At 69.5% G+C, this 13,411-nt stretch carries 15 protein-coding genes; 12 read left to right on the plus strand and 3 right to left on the minus strand.

Features of this window, described 5'->3' with window-relative positions; genetic code table 11:
* The first annotated feature begins 96 nt into the window (after positions 1-96).
* The 4 genes from ACWF7A_RS12250 to ACWF7A_RS12265 all read left to right on the plus strand — a co-directional run bounded on the left by ACWF7A_RS12250 (position 97) and on the right by ACWF7A_RS12265 (position 3,103).
* A complete protein-coding gene (locus ACWF7A_RS12250) occupies positions 97-243 on the plus strand; it encodes a hypothetical protein (protein WP_189157408.1) in 147 nt (48 codons plus the stop codon).
* Positions 244-472: 229 nt separating this feature from the next.
* Positions 473-1,324 carry an NAD(P)-dependent oxidoreductase gene (locus ACWF7A_RS12255; RefSeq protein WP_452250487.1) on the plus strand — a complete coding sequence of 284 codons (852 nt, stop codon included), beginning with the start codon at positions 473-475 and terminating at the stop codon, positions 1,322-1,324.
* Between the two features lie 52 nt (positions 1,325-1,376).
* A complete protein-coding gene (locus ACWF7A_RS12260; protein WP_452250488.1) occupies positions 1,377-2,744 on the plus strand; it encodes a S28 family serine protease in 1,368 nt (455 codons plus the stop codon).
* Between the two features lie 14 nt (positions 2,745-2,758).
* Positions 2,759-3,103, plus strand: a complete 345-nt coding sequence (locus ACWF7A_RS12265; protein ID WP_452250489.1) for an NTP pyrophosphohydrolase — start codon at positions 2,759-2,761, stop codon at positions 3,101-3,103.
* Here ACWF7A_RS12265 and ACWF7A_RS12270 read toward each other — a convergent pair.
* On the minus strand, positions 3,093-3,866 hold the full coding sequence (locus ACWF7A_RS12270; protein ID WP_452250490.1) for an HAD family hydrolase: 774 nt from the start codon (positions 3,864-3,866) through the stop codon (positions 3,093-3,095). The two genes, ACWF7A_RS12265 and ACWF7A_RS12270, sit on opposite strands and share 11 nt — an antisense overlap.
* Positions 3,867-3,887: 21 nt before the next feature.
* Positions 3,888-4,547, minus strand: coding sequence for a TetR family transcriptional regulator (locus tag ACWF7A_RS12275; protein ID WP_452250491.1), 660 nt, complete (start codon positions 4,545-4,547; stop codon positions 3,888-3,890).
* Between the two features lie 98 nt (positions 4,548-4,645).
* Here ACWF7A_RS12275 and ACWF7A_RS12280 point away from each other — a divergent pair, with 98 nt between their 5' ends.
* On the plus strand, positions 4,646-5,563 hold the full coding sequence (locus ACWF7A_RS12280; protein WP_452250492.1) for an SDR family oxidoreductase: 918 nt from the start codon (positions 4,646-4,648) through the stop codon (positions 5,561-5,563).
* Between the two features lie 28 nt (positions 5,564-5,591).
* Positions 5,592-6,260, plus strand: a complete 669-nt coding sequence (locus ACWF7A_RS12285) for a dienelactone hydrolase family protein (RefSeq protein ID WP_452250493.1) — start codon at positions 5,592-5,594, stop codon at positions 6,258-6,260.
* Here ACWF7A_RS12285 and ACWF7A_RS12290 read toward each other — a convergent pair.
* Positions 6,257-7,309 carry an NAD(P)-binding domain-containing protein gene (locus ACWF7A_RS12290; protein ID WP_452250494.1) on the minus strand — a complete coding sequence of 351 codons (1,053 nt, stop codon included), beginning with the start codon at positions 7,307-7,309 and terminating at the stop codon, positions 6,257-6,259. The two genes, ACWF7A_RS12285 and ACWF7A_RS12290, sit on opposite strands and share 4 nt — an antisense overlap.
* A 105-nt stretch (positions 7,310-7,414) precedes the next feature.
* On the opposite strand from ACWF7A_RS12290, the gene ACWF7A_RS12295 reads away from it, so the two are divergent.
* The 6 genes from ACWF7A_RS12295 (at position 7,415) to ACWF7A_RS12320 (ending at position 13,390) form a co-directional block, all read left to right on the plus strand.
* A complete protein-coding gene (locus ACWF7A_RS12295; protein ID WP_452250495.1) occupies positions 7,415-8,323 on the plus strand; it encodes a pentapeptide repeat-containing protein in 909 nt (302 codons plus the stop codon).
* 4 nt (positions 8,324-8,327) lie between these two features.
* Positions 8,328-8,741: a DUF4259 domain-containing protein gene (locus ACWF7A_RS12300; RefSeq protein WP_452250496.1), complete on the plus strand. Its 414-nt coding sequence runs from the start codon at positions 8,328-8,330 to the stop codon at positions 8,739-8,741.
* 29 nt (positions 8,742-8,770) lie between these two features.
* Complete coding sequence (locus tag ACWF7A_RS12305; protein WP_452250497.1) at positions 8,771-9,121, plus strand: SCO4402 family protein; 351 nt, start codon at positions 8,771-8,773, stop codon at positions 9,119-9,121.
* Positions 9,121-10,980: an NHL domain-containing thioredoxin family protein gene (locus ACWF7A_RS12310; protein WP_452250498.1), complete on the plus strand. Its 1,860-nt coding sequence runs from the start codon at positions 9,121-9,123 to the stop codon at positions 10,978-10,980. Before ACWF7A_RS12305 ends, ACWF7A_RS12310 begins: the two co-directional genes overlap by 1 nt.
* Before the next feature lie 36 nt (positions 10,981-11,016).
* On the plus strand, positions 11,017-11,310 hold the full coding sequence (locus tag ACWF7A_RS12315) for a GroES family chaperonin (protein WP_084401587.1): 294 nt from the start codon (positions 11,017-11,019) through the stop codon (positions 11,308-11,310).
* A gap of 283 nt (positions 11,311-11,593) precedes the next feature.
* The gene (locus ACWF7A_RS12320; RefSeq protein WP_452250667.1) at positions 11,594-13,390 is read left to right on the plus strand and encodes a VanW family protein; all 1,797 of its coding nucleotides are present in this window, start codon (positions 11,594-11,596) and stop codon (positions 13,388-13,390) included.
* Positions 13,391-13,411: the final 21 nt, after the last annotated feature.

Here is a 13,411-nt window from a genome sequence, read left to right on the forward strand (position 1 = left end):
CCACCTCACCGGATAATCGCGTGCTTTCGTGGGCGTGAAGGTGCATACTTGAGTCACCAGCCCAGCAAGACCTCACAGAGGGAAGTGCAGACCCAGATGAACTTCGCAGCGAAGCTCCGCGCCCGCCGTGCCGAGGCGCGCAACCAGAAGGCCGTGGCTCGCGCGATCGACATGGCGACCACCCCGTCCATGCGTCACGAGCTGATGGCCATCGCCCAGGCTCAGGTCACCACCCTCCGCTGACCCTTCGACCCGGCACTCGCGCGGCGCCCCGTTAGCGAGTGCCTCCCCAACGGGAACCCCTGGAGCACCTCCCGCGCTCCAGGGGTTTCATTCTGTTAAACGTGATCCACGCCACAGTATGATGGCGTTGTAACAGCGCGCGTCGGTCCGCCGATGTCACTGTTGACCTCGCGGTGCTGTCGGACCCCCGACCTGGCAGCACCGCGAGGTTTCTTGTTTGCTGGGGACCATGAAGATCGCCGTGCTCGGCACCGGCCTCATGGGTGCCCCCATCGCAGCCAACCTCGCCGCGGCCGGACACGCCGTCCGGGTCTGGAACCGCACGCGCGCCAAGGCCGAACCGCTCGCCGCGAAGGGCGCGACGGTCGTCGACAGCCCCGCGGACGCCGTAGAAGGCGCTGAGGTCGTGCTGACGATGCTCAACGACGGCCCCACGGTCACTGCAGCCATGCAGGCCGCTGCGCCGTCACTGCCGCACGACGCCGTGTGGGTCCAGGCGTCCACGGTCGGTGTCGACGCCACGGAGGACCACATCGCGTTGGCCCGCTCGCTCGGGCTGGACTTCGTGGACGCGCCCGTGCTCGGCAGCACCAAGCCGGCGGCCGAGGGCAAGCTCGTCGTGCTCGCGTCCGGAGCCGAGGAACTGCGTCCCAAGGTGCAGCCCGTGTTCGACGTGATCGGTGCCCGCACGATGTGGGTCGGCGAGGCCGGGGCGTCGTCGAAGCTGAAGCTCGTCGCGAACAGCTGGGTGCTCGCGCTGACGGCGGCGGTCGGCGAGGCCGTGTCGCTGGCAGAGGCGTCCGGGCTCGACCCGAAGCTGTTCCTTCAGGCCGTGTCCGGCGGCGCGATCGACACCCCGTACCTGCAGACGAAGGGCGGCGCGATCATCGACCGCTCCTTCGCGCCCGCGTTCACCGTCGACAACGCGCTGAAGGACGCCCTGCTCGTCGCCGAGGCGGCGGACCGGGCGAACGTGCGCCTTGACGTCGCACAGGCCTCCGCCGAACGCCTGAAGCGCGCGGCCGACGGCGGTCACGGCGACAAGGACATGGCCGCGTCCTACTTCGCGAGCTACGAATAACCCCGACGATCGGCCGGTCCGGCAGGGCGTGCGGGCTCAATAGTTTGGCCTGGTGAACAGACTCGTACGCTCCCTGCTGGCGTTCGGCCTGGCATCGGCGCAGGTCGCCGCCACCGCCGCAGTGGTGTCCGCCGCCCCGGACATCAAGGACCGCATCGCCGCCGTTCCCGGTGTGCGGATCATCAGCGAGGGGACGTCCGGCACCGCGCGGACGTTCATCCTCGGCATCCAGCAGCCCGCGGACCACCGCAAGCCGCGCGGCGTGAAGTTCGAGCAGCGCCTCTCGTTGCTGCACAAGGCCGAGTCGAAGCCGATGGTGCTGCACACCAGCGGCTACAACCTGTCCGGCCCGAGCCCGTCCGAGCCCGCGAGGCTCGTCGACGGCAACCAGATCAGCGTCGAGCAGCGGTTCTTCCCGCCGTCGCGACCGGCCCCGGCCGACTGGGACGACCTGAACATCTGGCAGGCGGCCCACGACCACCACCGGATCGTCACCGCGTTCAAGAAGATCTACGGCGCCAAGTGGCTCTCGACGGGTGCCAGCAAGGGCGGCATGACGTCGATCTACCACCGCCGGTTCTTCCCGCGCGACGTCGACGCGACCATCGCGTACGTGGCGCCGAACGACGTGGTGAACGACCGCGACGTCTACGGGAAGTTCATCCGCGAGGTCGGCAACGACCCGTCGTGCAACCGTCGCCTCGAAGGCGTCCAGCGGCAGATCCTGCAGAACCGCGACGAGTTCGTCTCACGCCTCGAAGCGCGTGGCTACACCTACAAGCAGTTCGGCAGCGCGCACAAGGCGCTGGAGATCCTGGTGCTGGACACGCCGTTCACGTTCTGGCAGTACGGCACCCAGGAGCAGTGCGCGATCGTGCCCGGCGCGGGTGCCTCGGTGGACGACCTCTGGAAGTTCATCGACGCGACCGTGGGCTGGGACTTCTACACCGATGCCGGTGTCGCGCCCTACACGGCGTACTACTACCAGGCCGGCACGCAGCTCGGCTGGCCCGAGGCGGACGAGTCGGCCGTGCGCGACCTGCTGCGCCACCCCGGTTCCTCGGTGCCGCGCTCGATGGTCTCGCCGGACATCGAGTTCCCGCGGTTCGACCGGTCGGCGATGCGCGACGTGGACTCGTGGGTGCGCTACCAGGGCTCACGGCTGCTGTTCGTGAACGGGCAGAACGACCCGTGGAGCGCGGAACCGTTCCGGCTCGGCTGGGGCACGCGCGACTCGCTGTCGTTCACGGTGCCCGGCGGCAACCACGGCGCGAACATCGCCAAGCTGCCCGAGAAGGACCGTGCCGCCGCGACGGCCGCCGTCCTGCGCTGGGCCGGAGTTCAGGCTGCTCCCGTTGCGGCACTTGCCGTGGACGAGGGCCCGGACTCGCTGGACGCGCTGCGGGCTCGCCGGGGCTGAGGCACGCTGGAGGCGTGAAGCCGTTGCTCGTGGTCGACGCCGCCAACGTCGTGGGATCCGTCCCCGACGGGTGGTGGCGCGACAGAGCGGCAGCGGCCGAACGCCTCCGCGACGCCCTGCGCGGCCGCGACGAGGAGGTCGTCCTGGTCGTGGAGGGCAAGGCGCGCACCGTTTCCTCCGTCGACGACGTCCGCGTGGTCTCCGCGCCCGGCGACGGCGACGACACGATCGTCGAGGTCGTGCGGGCCGAGGGCGCCGGACGCGTCGTGACGGTGGTGACCGCCGACCGCGAGCTGCGGCGGCGGGTGATCGCGCTGGGTGCCGAGGTGGCCGGTCCCACCTCGGTGCCTAGATCCTGAAGAGCCGTTCGAGGACCTGAGCGACGCCGTCCTCGGTGTTCGGCGGCGCGTGGTGGGTGCAGGCCTGCTTCACGAGCGGGTGCGCGTTGCCCATCGCGTACGCCGTGCCGGCCCATCCGAGCACCGACAGGTCGTTCGGCATGTCCCCGAACGCGACGACCTCGTGCTTGCCGATTCCCCTTGTGTTGCACAGGGATTCGAGCGTGGCGGCCTTCGAGACGCCCGGCGGGCTGATCTCCAGCAGGCCGAGCCCGCCCGAGTGCGTGACCGACACGTGCTGCCCGACGGCCTCGCGCGCGATCTCCATCATGTGGTCGGCCTCGGCGTCCGGCGCCCACGCGAGCATCTGCACGACCTGGTGCGCCTCCTCGAAGACGTGGTCGAGCATCTCCAGCATCCGGTGTGGATTCTTCGGCCCGAACCCCTGGAAACCGGGCTCCGACAACACTTCCAGCCCGGTCTCGACCGCGATGCCGACGTTGGGGATCACCTCGGCCAACGCTTCCGACACCTTCCGCACGACGTCGAGCGGCACCGTCTGCGCGTGCGTGACCTCGCGGTTCGTCAGGTCGTAGATCATCGCCCCGTTGGAGCAGATCGCCGTGCCGGTGAGCTCCAGATCCTGCACGAACCGCGGCGGCCGGGCCGTGACGACCACGACGTCCGCGTCGACGGCGTGGAGCGTGGCGCGGGTCCGCTCGCTCAGCACCCCGCCCGGTTGCAGCAGCGTGCCGTCGAGGTCGGTCGCGATCAACCTGATCATCGGCCGATTATCGGGCAGGGACTAGCTCCGGCGGGCGAGAAGTCCGGAAGCCGTCACCTCGAGGCTGCGGCGCACGACGTCGGTGAAGTCGACGCACATCACGGCCAGCGCCGGGTCGGCGGCGTAGGCGTCGAGGACCGCCTGCGGGGGACGGCTGCCCGGCCAGGCGGCGACCGCGACCAGCATGACGGTCCGCATCAGCGCGGCGGCGTCCTCGTCGCCCAGTTCGGGGAGGTGCCGTCCGGCGAACCCCACGAGCGTTCCCAGGTACCCGTGGACGGCGCGCTTGTGCTGAAGGGCGGTCTCGGCGGAGATGTTGCGCTCCAGCACCGTGGCCTGGGCGCTGATCAGGTCGCACAGCACCGGGCGCTCCGCCAGCGAGGTGGCCAGGAGTCCGGCCAGCCGGTCTCCGCGCTCCCTCACCGAGCCGCCGGGGACCTCCGCGGACTCCAGTCCGGCGATCCAGTCCGCGATCTCCGCCTCCAGGAGGGCGAGCAGTACCGCCTCCCGTGACTCGAAATAGCGCAGCACGTTGGCCTTGGCCAGGCAGACCCGGCGGCTCAGCGCGGTGAGGGTCAGGTCGGCGACCGGCGTCTCGGTGAGCATCGCGGCCGCGGCGTCGAGGATCTGCCGCCGCCGTTCGCCGCGCTGCTCGTCGGTTCGCGCTCGCTGGAAACCCATGTCGCGCATATTACAGACCGTCGGTACTTTACTAAGATACCGATGGTCCGTTATGTTGGCGAACATAAGAGACCGGCAGTACGTTATGAGGGGTCGCGATGTACCAGGTTCCTGACCAGCACGGAAAGCGCGTCGTCGTCACCGGAGCGAACAGCGGCACCGGCAAGGAGGCGGCCAAGCGCCTGGCCGGAGCCGGGGCCAACGTCGTCCTCACGGTGCGCACCGTGGCCAAGGGTGAGCAGGCGAAGGCGGAGATCCTCGCCGCCCATCCGGGTGCGAAGGTCGAGGTCCGGCGGCTCGACCTGGCCGACCTGTCGTCCGTGGGCGCGTTCGCGGAGGAGCTGATCTCCGAGGGCAAGCCGCTGGACGTGCTCGTGAACAACGCCGGCGTGATGAACGTGCCCGCGCGGACCGAGACCGTCGACGGCTTCGAGCTCCAGCTGGCCAGCAACTTCCTCGGCCCGTTCGCGCTGACCGTCAGGCTGCTGCCGTTGCTGCTGGCCGCTCCCGCGCCGAGGGTCGTGACGATGAGCAGCGGCGCCGCGTACCGGGGCAAGATCGACTTCGACGACCTGCAGTCTCGCCGCCGGTACAGCCCCACGCTGGTCTACGCGCACTCCAAGCTGGCGAACCTGCTGATGATGAACCACCTGGCGGACCTCGCGGCGGAGAGGGGCTGGCCGCTGCTCTCGGTCGGCGCGCACCCCGGTTACACCCGCACCAACCTGATGACCTCGGGCCCGCACCTCAACGGCGGCAAGCCCGGTCTCGTCGAGCGGGTGGGGTACCGGGTCCTGCCCTCGCAGGGCGTCGAGCAGGGCACCGAACCGCTCCTGCACGCCGTGGCCGACCCCGGCGCGGTCCCCGGTGCCTACTACGGGCCGCGCTGGGCCCTCGTCGGCCCGACCACGGCCTCCTCGATGCCGAAGTCCGCGCGGGACAAGGCCGTCGCTGCTCGTCTGTGGACCGAGGCCGAACGTCTCACCCGCACGTCGGTGGAGGTCGTGGGCCGCTGACCGGGGCGGCTTGGGGCAAGATCGATCCATGACCCATCGAGTTGACGACATGCCGTTGCCGGTCTGGCTCCCGGAGTCCGGTTCCGGCCCCGGCATCGTGCTGGTCCAGGAGATCTTCGGCCTGGACGGATACCTGCGCGGCATCGCCGAGAAGCTCGCCGCGCTCGGCTACGTCGTGGCCGTGCCCGAGCTGTTCCACCGCTTCCAGCCGGGCTGGGTCGGTGAGCACGACGAGGCCGGCATCGCGAAGTCGATGGAGGTCGTCGGCAACCTCGACTTCCCGCTCGCCGTGCAGGACGTCGTGGCTTCGGTGCAGTACCTGCGCGGGCTGCCCGAGGTCACCGGTGGTGTCGGCGTGCTCGGCTTCTGCCTCGGCGGCACGCTGGCCTACGCCGCGGCCACCGCCTCCGACCCGGACACCGTCGTGTCGTTCTACGGCTCGGGCGTGCCGGACCAGGTCGGCGCGCTCGGCCAGGTGTCGTGCCCGATCCAGTTCGTCTTCGGCACCGAGGACGCGTTCATCACCGACTACCAGAAGGTCGTGGACGCGGCGGCGGAGCACGAGGGCGCCGAGATGCACCTGGAGGCCGCGGGGCACGCGTTCCTCAACCACCTCGGCCCCTGGTACGACAAGGACGCCGCCGACCGCGCCTGGGACGTGTCCGCGAAGTTCCTCGCGCGCACGCTGCCCGTCTAGGAGATGCACGGCACCGCGAGCTGCTGCGAGAAGAACCTCTCCAGCGGCTTGCGGTGCAACCGGCGTTCGACGGCGATCAGCTCGTTGCGCCGGTAGTGCCTCACCTGCGTGCTCGTGACGACGAACCCGCGCCGTTCGGTCGTGGGCATCTCGTCGTAGAGCAACGCGTGTTGTCCTTGTGTCACCACGACATCGGCCAGTCCGTCCGGGATCTCGCTGGCCCGCGTCGCGATCGTCGCCGCCAGCGCGTCCGGACGGCTGCGCAACCGGCGGTGCGGCCACGGCACCCCGTGGTGCTCGGCCTCCAGCGTCCGGTGCAACGCCCTGGCGGCGTGCCGGATCGCCTTGATCGAGTCGCCCGCGAGCACGTGCACGCCGGGACCGTCCAGTGCGGTGTCGCGGCGGAACCCCGCGCACACGATCACCTTGTCGTACCTCAGGTCACCGGTGCCGTCGATCGTCGCGACGAACTCGGTGCCGTCCTTGACGATCCGCAGCACCGACCGCCCGACGGTGTGCGTGGTCCGCGCCGTGGACGCGATGTTGTCCGCCGTCTCGAACGCGCTGGGCCCGCGTCCGATGATCAGCACCCGTTTCCCCGCGTACTCGGTCGGGTCGGTGCTCGCGCTCGCGTACGTCTCGGCGTGCTCGACACCGGGAATGCCCGGCACGTGGGGCTTCTTGCCGGTCGCGACGACGACGTGCCGCGCCCCGTACCGCGCGAGGTCGGTGACCGGCGTGTTGTAGCGGATGTTCAACGGCCGCGCGAAGTCCTCCAGGTAGCGCACCAGATCGTCCGCGCCGGGGAACGACCTCTTGCTGTAGCGCGCGAACGGAACGCCCTCGAACAACGAGTTGTCGTCCGTCGAGAGCACGCGGTGCCGCGGGAACGTCCGGAAGAAACCCGCGGGCTCCGGCCCCGCCTCGACGATCAGGTAGTCGCGACCCGCCCGGTGTAGAAAGCGCCCCATCTGCAAGCCCGCCGGACCTGCACCGATCACCAGGTACTCCACCATCACGCACCTCCCGGCGTCCTCTACGCCGATCACGGCGAAAAGGTTCAGACGGGCGGTCTGCGTCCCATCATGAGGGCTACCACCGGGTTCCGGTCAATTCCGTCCCGCTGAGCGAGACTCGCCGCTAACGTCCGCGGCGTGGATTCCGGCCTGCTCTGGTCAGTCAAGAGGCACATCGCCCTGGTCGTGCTGATCGGCCTAGCCGTCTTTGCGTCGTCCGCCGCACTTCTCTGGGCCGCACTGGGGTTTCCGGCCGCGGCGACGTCCAGGCTCGACATCATCAAGGTCGCCCTGACCGTCGTGGCGGGCGTCGGCGGTGTGGTGGCACTGGTCGTCGCCTACCGCAGGCAGCGCGTCAGCGAGTCCGCCGAGACCCGCGAACAGACCAAGCTCCTGAACGAACGCTTCGGCGCCGCCTGCGCCCAGATCGGCAACGAGTCCCCGACCGTCCGCCTGGCCGGCATCTACGCCCTGGCGTCACTGGCCGACGAGTGGCCGGCACAACGCCAGGTCTGCATCGACGTGCTGTGCTCGTACCTGCGCATCCCGTACGAGCCGTCGCTGGAGTCCGAGTGGTACCTGGACGCGGAGTCCGAGGTGCGTCTGGCGATCACGTCGGTGATCTCCCGCCACCTGCGCGCCGGCGCGCCGTTCAGCTGGCAGGGCCACGACTTCGACCTGGTCCGCGCGGTCCTGCGGTCGGCGGACTTCTCCGGCATCCACCTGCCGTCGGGGAAGTTCTTCCTGAGCCTGGCGAGGTTTCCGGGCGGCTGGATCTCGTTCGACGGCATGGTGGTGAGCGGCGGCGAGGTGTGGTTCGGCGGTGCGTGCTTCGACGGCGCCCGCGTGACGTTCGACGGAGCCGAGTTCCGCGGCGGGCGGATGCGGTTCGAGGGCGCGGAGTTCAACGGCGGCGAGGTGTCGTTCCGCGGCGCCCGTTTCGCCGGCGGCGAGGTGGACCTGTCGAAGGCGGAGATCACCGTGGCCCCGGTTTTCGACGAGGGAGAGAAGCCGGGGCTGAAGCTGCCCGGAACTGTCGGTGCCTGATGCCATGATCACCGCCATGGGCACCTGGGACATCGGACACTTCGACAACGACACCGCCGCGGACTTCTCCGGCGCGCTGGACGACGCGCTGGAGACCGAGCGCGAGACCCTCGTCCGCTCGGCGCTGACCGAGACGATCGAGTCGGACGAGTACCTCGACAGCTACGAGGCCTGCAAGGCGCTGGCCTCGGCCGCGTTGATCGCCGCGCAGCTGCCGGGAGGCACCCCGATCACCACGTCGTACGCGCCGAAGAAGCCGTTGCCGGTCTTCTCCCCGGACCTGCGCCCGCTCGCTGTCCAGGCGCTCGACCGCGTCGTGGCGCCAGAGTCCGAGCTGCTGGAGCTGTGGGACGAGACCGAGTACGGCCCGCAGTGGAAGCAGAGCGTGGCCGACCTCAGGGCGGTCCTCCTCACCTGACGGGCAGATCGACTCCGGGGGACGAAGCAGTGGCCGAACTCAGATCGCCGGGGATCCGGGCCGACATCGTCGCGGCTCTCGACGTGCTGGTGACGGTCACGCCGGAGACCGTCGAGCGGTGGCCGGGCCTCACCGAGGCGGTCCACTGGCTGGTCGACGACACCTTCTGGGACGAAGGTGACGTGGCCGAGTCGATCGGCTGGACGCTGCGCGACATGCGGGAGGTCGTGGCCATCCGGGCGCTGCTGGTGCCGCTGCTGGTCGTCCTCGACGAGCTCGGGCCGCACGAGCCCGACCCCGCCTACCTGCGTCACCCGCGGTGGCCCGACGTGCGCGTCGCCGCGGGTGACGCCCGTCGGTTGCTGACCTCGTCCACATGATGGACGGCGGAACAGCGCGACCGTCCACAGTGTTGGATACGGCCGTGACGACTGTGAAGCGCCGTGCCCGTGTCCGTGCCCCTGAGCTGGTAGGACGCGGCTGGCTGAACACCGGCGGCGAGCAGATCGCCCTCAAGGACCTGCGCGGCAAGATCGTGCTGCTCGACTTCTGGACCTTCTGCTGCATCAACTGCCTGCACGTCCTCGACGAGCTGCGGCCGCTGGAGAAGGAGTTCGAGGACGTCCTCGTCACCATCGGCGTGCACTCGCCGAAGTTCGTGCACGAGGCCGACCCGGAGGCGCTCGAGGCCGCCGTCGAGCGGTACGAGGTGCACCACCCGGTCCTCGACGACCCCGAGCTCACGACGTGGCAGAACTACGCCGTGAAGGCGTGGCCGACCCTGAACCTCATCGACCCCGAGGGCTACGTCGTGCACGTCGCCGCTGGTGAGGGGCACGTCGAGGCGCTGAGGACCGTCATCAGGGAGCTCGTCGAGGAGCACGACGAGAAGGGCACGCTGCACCGCGGGCAGGGGCCGTACCAGGCGCCGGAGCCGCCGAGCACCACGCTCCGCTTCCCCGCCAAGGCCATCGTCACCCCGCGGAACACGATCCTCGTCAGCGACTCGGCCCACCACAGCGTCGTGGAGCTGGAGACGGACGGCGAGACCGTCATCCGCCGCATCGGCACGGGCGAGCGCGGCCGTCGGGACGGGCTGAACCCCACCTTCTCCGAGCCCGCGGGCCTCACCCTCGTGCCCGGCACGAACCAGGTCGTCGTCGCCGACACGGTCAACCACCTCCTGCGCGGCCTCGACCTCGAGACCGGCGAGGTCACGACGCTCGCGGGCACGGGTGAGCAGTGGCGTGACGGCGAGACCGACGGGCCCGCCGACAAGATCGAGCTGACCAGCCCGTGGGACGTCGCGTGGTGGAACGGCGGCGTCGCCATCGCGATGGCCGGCAACCACACGCTGAGCTTCTTCGACCCGGAGACGAACACCGTCCGCAGGCTCGCCGGCACGACGGTCGAGGGCATCAACGACGGACCGGCCGAAGGCGCGTTCTTCGCGCAGACGTCCGGGCTCGCGGCGGACGGCGACCGGCTGTGGATGGTCGACTCCGAGACGAGTGCGTTGCGGTACCTGGAGAACGGCGAGGTACACACCGTCGTCGGCAAGGGGCTCTTCGCGTTCGGGCACAAGGACGGCGACGCGGACGAGGCGCTGCTGCAGCACCCGCTCGGCGTCACGGTCCTCGACGACCACTCCGTCGCCATCAGCGACACCTACAACAACGCGATCCGGCGCTTCGACCCCGCGACGAACACCCTGACGACCATCGCCACGGACGTCGCCGAGCCGTCCGACGCGCTCGTCGTCGACAACGAGCTCGTCGTGGTCGCGAGCGCCGCGCATCGGCTCGAACGGTTCACCGCGGCCGCCACGAAGATCGACGGCGCCGCCCACGAGGTAAAGCGGCCTTCCACCGACATCGCGTCCGGGGAGTTCGAGCTCGCGGTCGTCTTCACCCCGCCAACCGGGACGAAACTGGACGAAAGGTACGGCCCCTCAACACGTTTGGAGATCACCAGCTCGCCTCCGGAGCTGATTCTCGAGGGCGCCGGCGTCACCACGGAACTGGTACGCGCGTTGCGGATCAACGATCAGGTCACGAACGGCGTCCTGCACGTAGTAGCGCAGGCCGCCAGTTGCAGTGACGATCCTGCCGACGAACACCCGGTCTGCCGTCTGACCAGGCAGGACTGGGGGGTCCCGGTTCGAGTTGTTGCCGATGCACCTACCAGACTTCCGTTGCTGATGGGCGGCATGGACGAGGACGGTCGGCAGGGCACGTAGACTCTGCTGGTGCCTGATGTCAAGCTCGAGATCCAGATGCTGTACGACCGCGTCATGGTCCGCATCTCGCCCGAGGACGGCGAGCGGCGTTCCAGCGGAGGCATCGTGATCCCCGCTACGGCCCAGATGGCGAAGCGGTTGGCGTGGGGTGACGTGTTCGGAGTCGGAACCAGCGTGCGCCACGTGAAGGTCGGCGACCGGGTGATGTTCAACCCGGAAGATCAGCTTGAGGTCGAGGTGCACGGCACCACGTATCTCGTGATGAGGGAACGCGATCTGCACGCGGTTGCGACGGAGCTCACCGAACACGGTACTGGTCTGTACCTATGAGCCGCCGGTTCGTGATCGACGCCTGATAGCTACACACACGTAGGCCACCTCAGGAGACAGGGCAACGGGGAGAGCTGTGCCGTACGACGCTGACAAGACGAGAGCGATGCCTCCGGTGGGTCCCGGCGGCACGTCCTCGGAGCAGACGACCAAGATCACGCCGGTCCAGGTGGACGCCTCGACCGCGGCCTGGCCGTCTGAGGAGCCGGACTCGAGCGAGCCGACCGTCACCGCGGCCGTGCCCGGTGTCGGGTTCCCGGCCGGCGAGGACGCCACGGAGTACATGAAGCCGGTGGCCCCGCCCGTCCCCCAGCCCGAGCCGCGCCCGGAGGACTCCGGCGTCTACGGGCCCGTGATGATCGAGCCGGGCGAGGACGAGGCCCAGCCGAAGAACACGAAGAAGAAGGCGTTGATCGTGGCCGCGGCCGTGGTCGGCGCCTTCGGCCTGCTCTACGGCCTCGACATCCTCGTCTCCAGCGGCAACGTGCCGCGCGGCGTGACGGTGGCGGGCGTCGAGGTCGGCGGCATGGGCCACGACGAGGCCGAGAAGAAGCTCCGCGACGAGATCGGCCCGCGGCTCGGCAAGCCCGTCGCGCTCAAGGCGGGTGACGTCACGTCCGAGCTCGACCCCAAGGCCGCGGGTCTGGAGCTCGACTGGAACGGCACGATCGAACGTGCCGGCAGCCAGCCGCTGAGCCCGTTCACGCGCGTCACCTCGTTCTTCACCAGCCGTGAGGTCGGTGTCGCGACGAAGGCGGACGACGCGAAGGTCTCCAGCGCGCTCGAGGCCCTGCGCCCCAAGCTCGACCACGAGCCGATCGAGGGCACCATCAAGTTCGAGGGTGCGACGCCCGTCGCGGTCGACCCGCACGACGGCCAGAAGCTCAAGGCCGAGGACGCCGTGACCGCGGTCGTCGCGAACTGGGCGTCCGGCAACCCGGTCGAGGTCCCGATGGACTTCACCCCGGTGAAGACGACCAAGGAGGGCGTCGAGAAGGCGCTCAACGACGTCGTGAAGACCGCGGTGTCCGGTCCCGTCGTCATCAAGGGCGAGGGCAAGGACGCGACGCTCACCCCGGAGCAGATCGGGTCCACGCTGGCTTTCGCTCCCGGTGAGGGTGGCGCGCTGAACGTCACGCCGAACAAGGACAAGCTCGCCGAGGTGACCGCGCCGCAGCTCAAGGACACGGTCAAGGAGGGCAAGGACGCCCAGATCGTGTTCGAGGGCGGCAGGCCGACGGTCAAGCCCTCGGTGGACGGCCTCGACCTCGACTGGGACAAGAACCTCCAGCCGTACTTCGACACGCTGAAGAAGACCGACGGCCGCGAGATCAAGTTCGAGTACAAGCACACGCCCGCGAAGGTCACGACCGAGCAGGCGAACAAGATGGGCATCAAGGAGGTCATCGGCGAGTTCCAGACCGGTGGCTTCGCCCCCGCCTCGGGCGTCAACATCCGGGTCGTGGCCGAGAAGGTCAACGGCGCGATCGTGAAGCCCAAGGAGACGTTCAGCCTCAACAAGTACACCGGCCCCCGCGGCACCGCGCAGGGCTACGTCGAGGCGGGCATCATCGAGAACGGCATCCCCGGCATGGCGGTCGGTGGCGGCATCTCGCAGTTCGCGACCACGCTCTACAACGCGTACTACTACGCGGGCATGAAGGACGCGGGCCACCGCGAGCACAGCTACTGGATCACCCGGTACCCGAAGGGCCGCGAGGCCACGGTGTTCATGGACGGCGCGGGCAACAGCCTGATCGACATCGCGTTCACGAACCCGGACGACACGGGCGTCGCCATCCAGACGATCTGGACCGCCGGGTCGATCAAGATCGTGCTGTGGGGCACCAAGAACTACGACGTCACGGGCTCGACCAGTGGCGACTTCGCCCCGACCCAGCCGCAGGAGAAGAAGGTCAACAAGGCCGGGTGCACCCCGAGCAACGGCGCTCCCGGCTTCTCGGTGACGGACACCCGCACGATCACGGACCGCCGCAGCGGCCAGTCCCGCAACGAGTCGCGCACGGTCAAGTACGACCCGCAGTTCAAGATCGTCTGCGAGCCGCCGCCCGGCGGCTGAGCAAGTTTCGGGTTCACAGTG

It is taken from the genome of Lentzea sp. NPDC055074 (assembly GCF_053608005.1).